This is a genomic window from Saccharothrix sp. NRRL B-16348, assembly GCF_001280085.1.
Classification (GTDB): Bacteria; Actinomycetota; Actinomycetes; order Mycobacteriales; family Pseudonocardiaceae; genus Actinosynnema.
Genome location: NZ_LGED01000195.1, coordinates 45,504 through 60,059 on the forward strand (window position 1 = coordinate 45,504; position 14,556 = coordinate 60,059).

Genomic DNA, 14,556 nt, shown 5'->3' on the forward strand with positions numbered 1-14,556 from the left:
GCGCCCGTCGTTCCGTCACCCGTTCTGAGGGAGAACCATGTCCGCGGAAGCAGACCGCGCCGCACCGACCACCGACCACCTGGCCGCGGCCTGGAACGCCGCCGTGGCGACCGTCCGGGGCAACATCGCCGACTTCACCGCCTGGTACCCGGACGACACGACCACCGCGGGCGCGTACCGGCCGCGCACGGCCCGCGACGGCCAACCCGAAGGGGCCAACGTCGGCTGGACCACCGGCTTCTGGCCGGGGATGCTGTGGCTGGTCTGGGAAGCCACCGGCGACGACGCCGTGCGGGAGGCCGCGGAACGCCAGGTCGACAGCTTCGCCGACCGCGTCCGGCGCGAGATCGACCTCGACACCCACGACCTCGGCTTCCTCTACACGCTGTCCTGCGTGACGCCGTACCGGCTGCTCGGGGACGAACGGGCGCGCGACGCCGCGCTGAAGGCCGCGAACCACCTGATGGACCGCTTCCTGGAACCGGCGGGCATCCTGCAGGCCTGGGGCGACCTGGAGAACCCGCTGCAACGCGGCCGCACGATCGTCGACAGCCTGATGAACGTGCCGCTGCTGTACTGGGCGGCCGGGACCACCGGCTCGCGGTCGTTCCTCGACGCCGCCATCCGCCACACCGAGCAGTTGCGGCGGCACATCATCCGCCCGGACGGCACCACGTTCCACACCTACTACTGGGACCCGGAGACCGGCGAACCGCTCCGCGGCGGCACCGAGCAGGGGCACCAGGACGGTTCCTGCTGGGCACGCGGGCAGGCGTGGGGCGTCTACGGGTTCGCCCTCGGCTACCGGCACGCGCGGGAGGAGTCGTTCCTCGACGCGGCCAGGCGGTGCGCCGACTACTTCCTCGCCCGCCTGCCGGAGGACCGCATCGCCTACTGGGACCTGGTGTTCACCGACGGCAGCGGGCAGGAGCGCGACTCCTCGGCCGCCGCCATCGCGGTGTGCGGCCTGTACGAGCTCGCGGACCACCTGGGCGACCAGGGCGCCGCGTCGCGCTACCGCGCGGAGGCCGACGCCATCCTGGACAGCCTGGCCACCTCGTACTCGACCGCGCACGACCCGGGCTCCACCGCGCTGCTCCTGCACGGCGTCTACGACAAGCCCAAGAACGTCGGGGTGGACGAGGGGAGCCTGTGGGGCGACTACTTCTACCTCGAAGCCCTGAGCCGCCGGCTGCGGCCCGACTGGCGGAGCTACTGGTGACGTGACGGGGGTGGGCGCCCGCGAGCGCCCACCCCCGTTTCGTCAGCGGGTCAGCTGGTCAGCCGGAACGTGGCGTCGGCGCGGCCCGTCGCGTCGGTGATCGGGTCGAGCCGGAGCTGGTAGCCGTAGTGCCGCAGGTACCGGTCCGGGTGGGTGTAGGCCTGGAACGACGACCACGACGCCGACGCGAGCCCGGCCACCTGGCGGAACGTGGCGTCGGCCTTGAACGTCGCGCTGCCGTCGTCCGCCGCCAGGACGAAGTCGTAGTTGTTGTGCCGCAGGTAGTAGCCGGGGTAGTTGACCGACTGGAACGACACGGTCCCGGAGCCCGCCAGACCGGGCATGATCCGGAACTGGGCGTCCTGGGCCGGGCTCACGTTCGCGTCGATGCGCACGTCGAAGTCGGCGTGGCGCACGTACCGGTCCTGGAAGTTGTAGGACTGGATGCGGTTGACCGGGGCGGTCGTGCCCCACTTGGCCAGCACGCGGCTCTCCTCGGCGGCGGTGAGGTTGAGGATCGAGCCGTGCCGCTTGCGGGTGGCGCCAAGGTTGTAGTCCGACACCGTGCGGAAGTTGCGGGTGCTGCCGAGGTTGGTCGAGGCGATCGGCATGTAGCCGCGGCTGGTGGCGTACTGGTCGAGCCACAGGGCCCACTCGTTGCGACCGTTGAACTGCATCCACATCGGGCCCTCGACCACGTTGCCGCCGCCGGTGCCGTTGGAGATGCCCATGTGCGAGAGGTTGCCGATCGTGGTCCACGAGCCGAGGATCGAGTTGCTGCCCTCGACGGTGATGTGGCCGTCGGCGGAGGCCCGGTAGTAGCGGTAGCCGCCGACGCTGCCGGGCGACTCGACGATCTGGGTGTCGATGATGCCCTGGCCCGCGCCCCGGTCGATGTAGAGCACCGGCGAGGTGACCGCGCGGAAGTCCCTGGTGCGGACGTAGTAGATGCGGTGCTTGGTGACGCCGTTGAGCGGGGCGTTGGTCGCCCAGTAGACGACGTACTCGCCGGACGCGGGGTCGTAGATGGCCTCCGGCGCCCAGGCGTTGCCCGCGCCGGAGATGCCGGAGGCGACGTCCAGCAGCCGTGGCGCGGACCAGTTGACCAGGTCGGTGGACTCCCACACGACCAGCGACTTGCTGCCCCGGTTGGCGGCGTCGGACCACGACGTGCCGTTGGCGATGCGCAGGTCGGTGGCGATGATCCAGTACCGGTCGCCGGCGGGGGAGCGGACGAGCGCGGGGTCGCGCACGCCGCGCGTGCCCACGGTGGACAGCAGCACGGGCGTGCCGTTGTTCAGGTCGGTCCAGTGCAGGCCGTCGCGGCTGTGCGCGAGGTAGATCTGCTCACCGGTCGCGTGCTCGCCGGTGAAGTGCGCCATCAGGTAGCCGGTGAACGGTTCCAGCGCCTCGGCGCGCCGGTCGGTGGTCACCGACCAGGACGTGAACAGCAGGGCGACGGCGGCGACCAGGGCGCCGATCCTCGTCAGTGTGCGTGGCACGGGTGATCTCCCTTGATCACGGGGGTGGGGCACGATCCGGGGGAGTTGCTTCGGCGGACTTGGTGAGCGCTAACAGAGCCGAACGGCGGTGCTTGTGGTGCATGAACGGCTTCGTGCTTCAGCGGCGAGTATGTGTGATGTTCGCGTTAACATCAAGGGTCGGCGGTGTTCGCCCGGTAGTGGTCGGAGCCTGGTGCGGTCCGGGCGCGACGCCCGCTTCCGCGCGTTCCGCGAGGGGGGCTTGACAGGGGCCGGACAATAAAAAGTCGGCGTGTGCTCCGGAATGCAGTGGAGAACGCGCCGATTCTAAATTCAGGTTAGCGCTGTGAGGGGCATGTGTCAACTCAGGGGTACGAAGACGAACTGCGGTCCGAGCAGGGCTACGTGGCCGGGCTCTACCAGCGGTTGGACGCCGAGCGCGCGCGGGTGAAGGGGGAGTACGACGCGGCGCTGCGCGGCAACGGTGGCACGCCCGTGGAGCGGGACGTCGAGGTGCGCACGCTGGTCAAGGAGGCGAAGCGGCTGGCCGTGGCCGACAACGGGCTGTGCTTCGGCCGGTTGGACACGCTCACGGGCGAGCGCTCGTACATCGGGCGGATCGGGCTGTTCGACGAGGACGACGAGTACGAGCCGGTGCTGCTCGACTGGCGTGCGCCGGCGTCGCGCGCGTTCTACGTCGCCACCGCCGCGAACCCGGAGAACATGCGCCGGCGTCGCCAGTTCCACACCCGCGGGCGCCAGGTGGCCGACTTCACCGACGAGGTGCTCGGCCGCCCCGACGGCGGCGAGCGGGGTGACGCGGCGCTGCTCGCGGCGGTCAACGCGCCGCGCGGCGAGGGCATGCGCGACATCGTGGCGACGATCCAGTCCGAGCAGGACGAGATCATCCGGCTCGACCACCCCGGCGTGCTGGTGATCGAGGGCGGGCCGGGGACCGGCAAGACGGTGGTGGCGCTGCACCGCGTCGCGTACCTGCTCTACACCCAGCGGGAGCGGATGGAGCGGCACGGCGTGCTCGTCGTCGGGCCCAACCCGGCGTTCCTGAACCACATCGGGCGCGTGCTGCCGTCGCTCGGCGAGTCCGACGTGGTGTTCATGACGCCGGGCGACCTGGTGCCGGGGCTGCGCGTCACGGCCGACGACACGCCCGACGCCGCGCGGCTCAAGGGCTCGTTGAAGATCCTGGACGTGCTCGCGGCGGCGGTCGCCGACCGGCAGCGGTTGCCGGCGGAGCCGTTGACCCTCGAACTGGGTGGCGGCACGGCGCGGATCGACGCCGCCACCGCGGAGTGGGCCAGGGAGGAGGCGCGCGCGAGCGGGCTGCCGCACAACGAGGCCCGCGCGGTGTTCAGCGAGATCATCACGTACGTGCTCACCGAACGGGCGATCGGCCGGATCGGCCGTGGTTGGCTCACCAAGGACAACAAGGAGGCGTGGGACCGCCTGCGGTCGGACCTGGTCAAGGAGCTGGCGGACGACGACAAGTACGTCGCCGCGCTCGACGAGCTGTGGCCGGTCCTGACGCCGGCGGAGTTGTTGGCCTCGCTGTACTCGTCGCCGGAACGGCTGCGGGCGGCGGGCGGCGACCAGGCGTTGTGGCGTGCCGAGGGTGACGCCTGGACGGTGTCGGACGTGCCGCTGCTCGACGAGCTGGTCGACCTGCTCGGCCGCGACCAGGCGGCGGACCGGGCGGCCGAGCGGGCGCGGGCGGTCGAGACCAAGCACGCCGCCGCCGTGCTGGACAGCTTCGTCGGCCGCCAGGACATGATGGACGACGAGGACCACCTGTTCGCCACGGACCTGCTCGACGCGGAGGACCTGGCGGACCGCTTCGTCGAGCACGACACCCGGGAACTCGTCGAGCGCGCGGCCGCGGACCGGGACTGGACCTACCGGCACGTCGTGGTGGACGAGGCGCAGGAGCTGTCCGAGATGGACTGGCGGGTGCTGATGCGGCGCTGCCCGGGCCGTTCGTTCACGGTGGTGGGCGATCTCGCGCAACGCCGGTCGGAGGCCGGTGCGACGTCGTGGGGCGCGATGCTGGAGCCGTACGTGCCGGGCCGCTGGGTCTACCGGTCGCTGACGGTGAACTACCGCACCCCGGCGGAGATCATGACGGTCGCCGCCGCGCTGCTCGCCGAGTTCGCGCCGGCCGTCCAGCCGCCGGAGTCGGTCCGCGCGTGCGGCGTCCAGCCGTGGTCGAGGCTGGTCGCGGAGGACGAGCTGCCCGCCGCCATCGAGGAGTTCGTCCGCGACGAGGCCGGCCGCGAGGGCACCAGCGTCGTGATCGGGCCGGTGGGCGTGCCGGGCACGGTGCCCGCGTCCGAGACGAAGGGCCTGGAGTACGACGCCGTGCTGGTCGTGGAGCCGGAGCGGATCATCTCCGACGGCCCGCGCGGCGCGGCCGAGCTGTACGTCGCGCTCACCCGGGCCACTCAACGCCTCGGCGTCCTGCACCAGGGCCCGCTGCCGCGAGCCCTGACCGGTCTCGCGGAGGTCGGCACACCGGCCGGGGCCGGCCGGTTGGCGTAGCCCGTCGCGCACGGCCGGCCCGCTCCAGGGCCGGCCGCGCACGCCGGGTCGGCTGGGCATGCTGGGGCAGCGGGCACGCCGGGTCGGCCGCGCAGGCTGGGTCAGCCGCGCCCGCCGGGTTGGCCGCGCACGCTGGGGCGGCGCGCGCTGGGGCAGCGGGCACGCCGGGTCGGCCGCGCACGCTGGGGTGGCGGGCATGCCGGGTCCGCCGCGTACACCGGGCTGGCCGCGCACGTTGGGTCGGTGGGCAGGCTTTGTCGGCCGGGCAGGCTGGGTCGGCCCGTGCAGGCTGGATCGGCGGGCAGGCTGGGCCGGCTGGGCCGGCTGGCAGGCACACGATCGCGGCACGGTGGTTCCCGACCGGGTGGTCCGGCCGGGTTCGGCACGCGGGGCGCGGGCAGGGCCGCTAGAACCGGTGGCGGCTGCACCGGAGGGCGTGGGAGGGCACGGGTGGGCACGACGGGTGTGCTGAGGGTCGGGTGCGCGCTGCTGGTCCTGCTGCAGGTGGGGGTCGGGTTGTGGGCGGCGCTGGGGCCGGAGGCGTTCTTCTCCGGGTACCCGACGCGGGCGAGTGGCTGGGTGGCGCTGTTCCCGCCGTACAACGAGCACCTCGTGCGGGACTACGGGCTGGCGTTGCTGCAGCTGGGGCCCTTGGCGCTGGTCTGCCTGAAGGCGCCGGAACCGGCGTTCGTCGCCGCGTTGCTGATCGGCGTGCTGCTGTTCCACCTGCCGCACGGCATCTACCACGAGCTGCACGTCGTCCGCACCGACGACCTGGTGTGGCAGCGGTTGTCCCTCTGGACGCCCGTCGTCCTCGCCGCCGGGCTGCTGGTCCCGACGTGGCGGTTGGCGAGGAGCCGCCGTCCGGAGGCGACGGCTCCTGCCGCAGGCTGAACCTCACTTGTTCGACGCGGGCACCGGTGGCGGGATGAAGTCGGTCGTGTCGCGCTCCAGGCTCTCGGGCAGGGACGCCCGGTAGATCGGCATCGCGGCGGCGGTGGTGACGATCGCGACCGCGACGAGGATCGCGAACAGCTCCGGTGTCACCAGGTCGTGCGCGAGACCGATGTTGATGAAGATCAGGATCATCAGCCCCCGCGCGTTCATCAGGCCGCCGACCGCCGACGCGTAGCGCCACGAGAAGCCCTGGGCCCGCACGACGATCGCGCAGCCGAGGTACTTGCCCGCGAACGCCACGGCCATGATCACCGCGAGCGGCAGCCACAGCCCGCCTCCCGAGCCGAAGCCGGACACCTGCGTGTTCAGGCCGCTGAACGCGAAGAACACCGGCAGCAGCAGGATCGAGTTCAGGTCGGTGAGCCGCGTCTCCAACTCGCGGCGCACGATCGCCGACTGCGGCATCGCCAGGCCCGTGATGAACCCGCCGAACACCGAGAACACGCCGATGAAGTCGGTGAACCACCCGGCCAGCAGCACGACGAACAGCACGAGCGCCATCACGTCGCGGCTCATCCGGCCCTCGCGCTCCACCCGCGCGCCCAGCCGGGCGAACAGGTTGCGGCCCACCGTCAGCATCAGCACCGCGAACACCGCCGCGCCCGCCACCGTGCCCACCGCGTCGAACGCGCTGCCCGCCGCCGCGACCGCGATGATCACCGCCAGGATCACCCACGCCGCCGCGTCGTCGATCGCCGCCGCGACCAGGGTGAGGCCGCCGATGGGCGTGTTCGCGATCCCGCGCTCCTGGAGGATCCGGGCCAGCATCGGGAACGCGGTGATCGACAGCGCGCCGCCGACGAAGAGCATGAACTCCCACCGGGTCGCGCCGTCCGGGCTCAGCGAGCCGAAGAACAGCGCCGCCGCGCCCGCGCCCAGCGCGAACGTCGGCACGATGCCCGACACCGCGAGCGCCGACGCCCGCCGCATGTTCCGCCCGGCGGCGAGCCCGTGGTCCAGCGAGGACCCGACCAGGAACATGTAGAACGTCAACCCGATCGTGCTCAGCACGTACAGGGTGTCCTTGACGTCCGAGGGGAAGATCTGGGCCTGCACCCCCGGCGCCACGGCGCCGAGCAGCGCGGGCCCGAGCAGGACGCCGGCGACCATCTCGCCGACCACCCTGGGCTGCTTGACCGCCATGGCGATGCGCCCGCACAGCGTGGTGGCGGCGAGCACCACCGCGAGCGCGGCGAACACCTTCAACGCGAACTGGATCTGGTTCACCGGGTGATCTCCTGGGTGGAAGGCGGCTCGCGCCGCACCGGACGACCCTGCGTGTCGTGCGTGTCGAAGTAGCGACCGGCCAACCGCAGCCGGTGGGCGTGCAGGACCATGACCGTGCCGAGCACGAGCTGGACGACGCTGCGCCACACGTCCTCCCACCGGTCCCGCACGCGCAGGAACGCGCCGAGCACGGCGAGGCGACGCGGTGGCAGCGGTTCGCCCACCCGGACCAGCAGGCACGGGCCCCGGCTCGGCAACGACCGGGTGTGCGTGACCGTGGAGTGCAGCGTCACGCGGCGCAGCACCTCGCGGGTCGCACCGCGCAGCGCGAGCGGTGACAGCCGCCACGCCGGACACGGCCGGTTGGCGGCGACGCCGAACGGGATGTGGTGCGCGGCGCGGACCGGCACCTCCGCCCAGCGGTCCGGGTCGAACACGTCCGGGCGCGCGTAGCCGGTGGCGTGGTAGTCGGGGTAGCTGAAGCACAGCACCGAACCCGCGGGCAGCGTGGTGCGCTCGTCCAGCGCGATGTCACCGGTGGTGATGCGGTGCGCGATGCCGAACAGCGGGTAGAGCCGCATGGTCTCGTCGAGCACGTGGGCGAAGTAGCGGTCGTCGGCGGGGTCGCCCGCGAGCCTCGCCGCCACGTCCGGGTGCTGCGCCAGCGCGAGCAGCACGTGCGCCATCGCCTCGGACATCTGCACCACGGCCGTGTTGAAGAACGTGCCCTGCAGGTAGTGCACCTGCTCGGTGGGCGACAGGCTCGCCGGCAATGGGTGCCGCACGTCGCCCGCCGCGACCCGCCCGGCCAGGTAGCGGGTCAGCCGCGCCCGCCGGGCGGGGTGGCGCAGGCCGGTGCACTTCAACGCCGTCGCCACGTCGTCGGCGTGCCCCACGATCAGGTCGCGCGCCTCGCGGGGGCACGGCTCGTCGAACACCAGCTCGTAGAAGTACTCCGCCCACACCGGCATCATCAGGTCGCGCAGCCGCACCGGCGTGACCCGCCCGGTGACCACCTCGTCGAGCACCTTCGCCGTGCAGCGGGCCGCCGTCGCCGTCAGCGCGCCACCCGGGCCGGCCAGCAGCGCACGCGTCGTGCGGGCCACGTCGTCGTAGCGCGGACCGGCCTCCAGGTGCTCCTGGTGCACCTCGGGGCCGGGGGAGAGCCAGTACCAGAACAGGTCCGACAGCCCGGCGCCCCGGCTGCGGCCGTTCGCCGCCGGGTGGCTGTAGACCTCCTGGAACCGGTCCGGCCCGACGTCGGCGTTGGGGAACATGATCGCCTGGTCCCCGTTGACCTTCTCGAACACCTTGGCGCGCAGGGCGACCACCCGCGCCGGCAGCCAGCGCGGCGCGGTCAGCACCACGGCGGCGGCGAGCAACCCGGTCACCCACACCGCGCGCACACCCCCGTCCCTCGGGTGACGACCAGGTCCCGGGTCAGGTCGGCGAGGTCACGGCCGCCGCACAGCGCGAGGACGTGGTCGAACTCGTCGCGCAGCACGGCGAGCACGCGCCCCACCCCGGCCTCGCCGTCCGCCGCCAGACCCCACAGCACCGGCCTGCCGACACCCACGGCCGCCGCGCCCAGCGCGAGCGCCACGGCCACGTCGCCGCCGCTCCGGACACCGCCGTCCAGCACCACCGGCACCCGGCCCGCCACCGCGTCGACCACCGCGGGCAACGCCTCGACCGCCGCGGGCGCCAGGTCGGACTGGCGGCCACCGTGGTTGGACACCACGATCCCGGCCACCCCGTGCTCGACCGCGAGCACCGCGTCACGCGGGTGGAGGACACCCTTGAGCCACAACGGCAGCGACGTCAGCTCCCGCAGCCGGTCCAGGTGCGCCCACGACACCGACGGCGACATCTCGATGTCCCGCACGCCGCCCGGCGGACCACCGGGCAGGTCGCGCATGTTCTCCGCCGCCAGCCCCGCGGGCAGGTCGTGGAAGCCGTGCTCGGCGTCGCGGCGGTGCCTGCCGAACACCGGCGAGTCGGCGGTCACCACCAGCGCCGTGCAGCCCGCCCGTTCCGCCCGGCGCACCAGGCTCTCCGCCACGGCGTCGTCGGGCTGCGGGTAGAGCTGGAACCAGACGGACGCGTCCGCGTCCACGGCCCGTGCCGCCGCCACCACGGCACCGATCGCCACCGTCGAGGCCACCCCGGACACCAGCACGGTCCCCGCCGCGGCGGCGGCCCGCGCCGTCGCCAGCTCGCCGTCGGGGTGGGCGAGCCGGTGGAACGCGGTCGGCGCGACCAGCACCGGCAGGTCGAGGCGCCCGCCGGGCAGGTCGACGCCGAGGTCCCGGGTCGCCCGGCCGCGCAACACCCTCGGCAGCAGGGCCAGGCGCCGGAACGCCGCCTCGTTCTCCCCGAGCACGACCTCGTCGCCGACACCGCCCGCGTAGTAGTCGTAGTGCACGGGGTCGAGCACCGCGCGGGCCTTCTCGTGCAACTCGGTGAGCCCGGCGCTCACGGTGAACCCACCGCGGCCCGGGCCAGCCGGGCGTGCAGGAACGCCAGCAGCGGCGCCCGGTGCACGTCCTCGCTGTCCCACTCGTTCTCGAGGTTCTCGGTGAGGTGGTGCTCGCCGAGGAGCGCCCCGCCCTGGAAGTGCCGGACCACCGGGTGCAGGTAGCGGCCGTCGAGCCCGCTCGTGTCCTCCTGCGACACCCGGCCCGCGGTGACGTCGAACGGGTTGACCTTGTCGTGGTCCGCGCCGTACTCCAGCGTCACGGCCAGGTAGGACTCCACGTCGCCGAAGTCGCCGCGCGCGACCGCCTCGTGCAGGTGGGCCAGCGGCACCTCCTCGGCGTAGCGGAGCGCGCCGTCCGGCCCGACCAGCACCGCGTCCGCCATGAACGCGAACAGCTGCCACAACGCCGAGGTGCGGTTCACCCGCTCGACGACCGCGTCGGCCACCGCGTCGGGGGTGGGCGAGAGGTCCCGGCTCGGCCACGCCACGCCGTGGTAGCGGTGCTCCATGATGTGGTGCAGCGCGCGCACGCCGTACCGGAAGCCGTGGATGAAGCCGCTGGTCGACTTCTTGAAGTCCCTGGCCTGCGTGATGGTGCCCGCGAAGAACAGGTCGGGCACGTTCACCGACTCCCAGGCGGCGGTCTGGTCCGGGAAGCGGTCGTTGATGGTCAGCCGCGGCCGGCACTCGGGCGTGAAGATCGACGCGTCGAACCGGAACCCGGTCGCCATGATCACCCGGTCGTAGCGGATCTCCTTCACCCGCTCCTGCACCCGCACGAAGCTGACCCGCACCAGGTACGAGTCCCCGTCGCGGCGGATGTCCAGCACCCGACCGTCCAGCACCGCGTTCTGCGACTTGAGCTGGTAGGTGTCGAGGAAGTTGTTGTTGACCGCGCGCAGGTGGCCGACGAAGTGCGTCTGCCACGCCAGCTTCAGCGACCCCGGCCCGACGACGTGGATGACCGACGCGGTCTCGATCAGGTTGTCGGCGGTCTCGAACGCCGAGTTGCCGCGCCCGACGATCAGCACCTTCTGGCCGGTGAAGTCGGCGGGGTCCACCGACACGTCGTCGTACCGCTCGGCCAGCTCCGCACCCTCGATCGGCGCCACGTAGGACTTGGACACCCCGGTGGCGACGATGAGCCGCCGTGCCCGGTAGGTGACGCCGTTCTGGTCGCGCACCACGAAGTCGTCCGGCCGGGACACCTCCACCACCGACGTGCCGTAGCGGATCGGCAGCTCGTGCTCGGCGGCGAAGTCCGCCAGGTAGCGGACCATGTCGTCGGCGTGCGGGAAGTAGCGCGGCGTGTAGCCGGTGAACAGCAGCGACGGGTCGTCGGACAGCAACGAGTTCCAGTCGGTGCGCAGGTTCAGCTCGGGGTCGTCCCACCCGGTGTTCGGCTTGTTGATCGAGATCAGCGTGCGGTGCCGGGGGAACCGGGTGAAGAACGCGCCGGGCGCGTCACCGGCCTCCAGCACCAGGTGGTCCCGCCCGGCGCGGGACAGCAGGTACGAGGCCTGGAGCCCAGCCGGGCCGGCGCCGATCACGAGACACTCCGTCGAAACCTCGCTGGACACGTCTTTCTCCTCACGTCTGGATGTGGGACAGCAGGCGCTTGTCCGGCTTGCCGCTCGGTGCGAGCGGCGGTTCTGCGATCACGGTCACGGCCACCGGCGCGCACGCCGCGCCGAGCCGGGCGGTCACCAGCGCGCGCAGCGCCGGGAGGTCGGGCCCGTGGTCACCGGTCGGCACCACGTACGCGTGCACCGCCTCGCCGGTGTCGTCGTCCGGCACGGCGACCACGTACGCCTCGGCGACGTCCGGGTGCTCGGCGATGACCCGTTCGATCGGGCCCGCGTAGTGCAGGTTCGCGTTGACGATCACCACGTCGCGGGTCCGGCCGGTCAGGCGCAGGTGGCCGTCGGCGTCGAAGTGGCCGAGGTCGCGGGTGCGCACCCACCCGTCCGCGAACACCTCGGCCGACCGCGCCGGGTCGGCCCAGTACGCGTCGGCCTGCCCTGGCGTGCGGACGAACAGCTCGCCGTCGACGCCCCGTGCCGTCGGCGCGCCGTCCTCGTCACGGACCTCGACGCGCACGGCGGCGGGCGGTACGCCCACCGTGCCGGGCGGGTCGGCCGGGGTCGCCATCGAGATCATGCCCGTCTCGCTCTGGCCGTAGCCCTGGAACAGGACCGGTCCGAGCACGTCCAGCGCCTCGCGGTGCCGGTCGGTCGTCAGCGGCGACCCGGACACCATCAGCGCCCGCAACGACGACAGGTCGGCCGGGTCGCGGCGCTGCGCGGCGACGAGCTTCGCCAACCGCGGCACCGTGATCACGCTCGCCGAGGCGCGATGGCGGGTGATCGCGTCGGGGAACCCCGGCGGGTCGGCGACGACCGCGGCGCCACCGGCGGTGATCGCCACCACCGCGTACTCGAACATCACCTGGCTCGACAGCGACCCGAACACCAGGAAGCGGTCCAGCCGGGAGGCCAGCTCGCGGATCGCGGGCGGCCACGCGTCCGGTCGCGCGGTCCACGCGGCCGTCATCGCGGCGTAGGTCTGCGCACAGGCCTTGGGCGTGCCCGTGCTGCCGCTGGTGTGGATCAGCCGGGCGACGTCCGCGGGCCTGCCCGCGCACCGGGGCCGACCGTCGGCACGGGTCTTGAGCAACGCGTCGACGGTCAGCGCGCGGGGGCCCGGCTCGTGCGGGACCGTGTCCGTGATCACGGCGGCGACGTCGAGGGAGAGCAGGTGGCGCACCTGGTCGTCGGGCAGCCCCGGCCGCACACCCAGCACGCGCGCGCCCACGGCGTGCGCGGCGAGGATCGTGGCGAACGCCTCCGGGTTGACGCCGAGCAGGAGCACGACGCCGTCACCCGGTCCCAGACCTCTCCCGCGCAGACCGGCGGCGATCCTCGCGACCAGGTCGAGCATCTCCGCGCCGCTCACCACGCGCGAGCCGTGTTCGAACACCGGCCGGCCCCCGGCGGTCTCGAGCACGTCGAGCACCGCGCGCGGGAACGGCTCGGTGTCACGCGCCGGCAAGGCATTCCTTCACGAACGCGGTCAGCGGCTGCTGGTGCACCGCCGGCAGGTCCCACTGGTTCTCGAGGTTCTCGGCCAGGTGGTGGGTCGCGTTGAGCGTGCCGTCGCGGTAGTAGCGCACCACCGGGTGCAGGTAGCTCGCGTCGTGCGCGTTGGCCGCGTCGTTCTCGACCACGCGCGGGACGGCGATGTCGAACGGGTCCACCGTGTCGTGGTCGGGCCCGTACTCCAGCGTCGCGACGAACCGGTGCTCGGCCGGGCCGAGGCCGCCGTCGGCGACGTAGGCCACCGGCACCTCCTCCTCGTACCGCGCGGTGTCGCCGGACACCGTGACCACGTCGCCGATGACCGCGAACTGCTGCCACAGCGCGGACGACCGGTTCACCCTGGCCACCAGCGCGTCGCCGATCGCCTCCGGTGACGGCGCCAGCTGCGTCGACGGCCACGGGGTGTCGTGGTGGCGTGCGGCGAGGATGCGGTGCAGGGCGCGGACCCCGTACCGGAAGCCGTGGATGAACCCGCTGGTGGACTTCTTGAAGTCGCGCTGCTGCGTGAGCGTGCCCGCGAAGTACAGGCCCGGCACGGTGGTCGACTCGTACGCGGGCGTCTGCTCCGGGAACCGGTCGTCGATCACCAGCGCCGGGCGGCAGCTGTCGTCGAACACCGAGGCGTCGAACCGGAACCCGGTGCACGCCACGATCCGGTCGTACTCCACCTCCCGCGACGACTCCGCCGCGCGGGCGTAGCGGAACCGGACGCGGAAACCGCCGCCGGGCCGCGGCTCGATCAGCTCCACCGCGCCGTCGATGACCGCGTTCTCCGACTTGAGCTGGTAGGTGTCGAGGAAGTTGTTGTTCACCGCGCGCAGGTGGCCGACGTAGTGCGTCTGCCACGCGAGCCGCACCGAGTGCGGGCCGGCCACGTGGATGACCGCCGCGTGCTCCACCAGGGCGTCGGCGGTCTCGAACCCCGAGTTGCCCTTGCCGATCACCAGCACCCGCTGGTCGGTGAACGACTCCGGGTCGGTGTCGAACGTGTCGTAGCGCTCGGCGTGCTCGATGCCGGGGATCGGCGGCACGTGGAGTTGCGAGACCCCGGTCGCCACCACGACCCGCGCGGCACGCCACGTCCGCCCACCGCCGTCGAGCACGGCGAACCCCTCGTCGTCACGGGAGATCCGCGCGACCTCGGTGCCGTAGTGGACCCGGACCCCGGTGGCCGCGGCGAAGTCGGCCAGGTACCGGACCAGGTCGTCGGCGCCGGGGAAGTACCGGGGGCTGTAGCGCGTGAACAGCAGCTCGGGATCGTCGGACAGCAGCGAGTTCCAGTCCATGCGCAGCCGCTGCTCCGGGTCGGAGTAGCCGCTGTGCACCTTGTTGATGGAGATCAGGGTCCGGTGCCGCGGGTAGCGGGTGAAGAAGGTGCCCGGTCCGGTGCCGCGTTCGAGGACGGCGTAATCGCGACCGTCGCGCTCCAGCAGGGCGGCGAGCTGCAAACCGGCCGGTCCCGCCCCGATGATCAGGTAGTCGTGCGCCATGAGCCAGGAAGCTACGCACCGGATCTCAGAACTCTCTGAGATCGACTGC

General features: G+C 72.7%; 10 protein-coding genes. 3 read left to right on the forward strand and 7 right to left on the reverse strand.

Going from position 1 to position 14,556, the window contains the following annotated elements:
* Positions 1 to 37: 37 nt before the first annotated feature.
* Complete coding sequence (locus ADK67_RS18875) at positions 38 to 1,222, forward strand: glycoside hydrolase family 88 protein (protein WP_053717754.1); 1,185 nt, start codon at positions 38 to 40, stop codon at positions 1,220 to 1,222.
* 50 nt (positions 1,223 to 1,272) lie between these two features.
* Here the strand turns inward: ADK67_RS18875 and ADK67_RS18880 are convergent, their stop codons facing one another.
* Complete coding sequence (locus ADK67_RS18880) at positions 1,273 to 2,724, reverse strand: glycoside hydrolase family 43 protein (protein ID WP_053717755.1); 1,452 nt, start codon at positions 2,722 to 2,724, stop codon at positions 1,273 to 1,275.
* 336 nt (positions 2,725 to 3,060) lie between these two features.
* Between ADK67_RS18880 and helR the strand changes: the two genes are divergently transcribed.
* Both helR and ADK67_RS18890 read left to right on the forward strand, forming a co-directional pair.
* Positions 3,061 to 5,256: an RNA polymerase recycling motor ATPase HelR gene (gene helR / locus ADK67_RS18885; RefSeq protein ID WP_197289513.1), complete on the forward strand. Its 2,196-nt coding sequence runs from the start codon at positions 3,061 to 3,063 to the stop codon at positions 5,254 to 5,256.
* Positions 5,257 to 5,706: 450 nt separating this feature from the next.
* A complete protein-coding gene (locus tag ADK67_RS18890; protein WP_053717756.1) occupies positions 5,707 to 6,150 on the forward strand; it encodes a hypothetical protein in 444 nt (147 codons plus the stop codon).
* Between the two features lie 3 nt (positions 6,151 to 6,153).
* Here the strand turns inward: ADK67_RS18890 and ADK67_RS18895 are convergent, their stop codons facing one another.
* Genes ADK67_RS18895 through ADK67_RS18920 form a run of 6 tightly spaced genes read right to left on the reverse strand, consistent with a single transcriptional unit; the run spans position 6,154 to position 14,507 of the window.
* Positions 6,154 to 7,440 (reverse strand): cation:proton antiporter, encoded by a 1,287-nt coding sequence (locus ADK67_RS18895; protein WP_053717757.1) that lies wholly within the window; start codon positions 7,438 to 7,440, stop codon positions 6,154 to 6,156.
* Complete coding sequence (locus ADK67_RS18900) at positions 7,437 to 8,846, reverse strand: cytochrome P450 (protein ID WP_082403578.1); 1,410 nt, start codon at positions 8,844 to 8,846, stop codon at positions 7,437 to 7,439. The genes ADK67_RS18895 and ADK67_RS18900 overlap by 4 nt, the downstream gene beginning before the upstream one ends.
* Positions 8,828 to 9,919, reverse strand: a complete 1,092-nt coding sequence (locus ADK67_RS18905; protein WP_053717758.1) for an alpha-hydroxy acid oxidase — start codon at positions 9,917 to 9,919, stop codon at positions 8,828 to 8,830. Before ADK67_RS18905 ends, ADK67_RS18900 begins: the two co-directional genes overlap by 19 nt.
* A complete protein-coding gene (locus ADK67_RS18910; protein ID WP_053717759.1) occupies positions 9,916 to 11,499 on the reverse strand; it encodes an NAD(P)-binding domain-containing protein in 1,584 nt (527 codons plus the stop codon). The genes ADK67_RS18905 and ADK67_RS18910 overlap by 4 nt, the downstream gene beginning before the upstream one ends.
* 10 nt (positions 11,500 to 11,509) lie before the next feature.
* Entirely contained in the window at positions 11,510 to 12,970 is a 1,461-nt protein-coding gene (locus ADK67_RS18915; protein WP_063797643.1) for a class I adenylate-forming enzyme family protein, read from the reverse strand.
* On the reverse strand, positions 12,957 to 14,507 hold the full coding sequence (locus ADK67_RS18920; RefSeq protein WP_053717760.1) for an NAD(P)-binding domain-containing protein: 1,551 nt from the start codon (positions 14,505 to 14,507) through the stop codon (positions 12,957 to 12,959). Before ADK67_RS18920 ends, ADK67_RS18915 begins: the two co-directional genes overlap by 14 nt.
* Positions 14,508 to 14,556 lie beyond the last annotated feature (49 nt).

Excerpts from the sequence above, each read along its gene's own strand:
- ADK67_RS18875 (WP_053717754.1), top strand. The coding sequence starts at position 38 with ATGTCCGCGGAAGCAGACCGCGCCGCACCGACCACCGACCACCTGGCC.
- ADK67_RS18920 (WP_053717760.1), bottom strand. The coding sequence starts at position 14,507 with ATGGCGCACGACTACCTGATCATCGGGGCGGGACCGGCCGGTTTGCAG.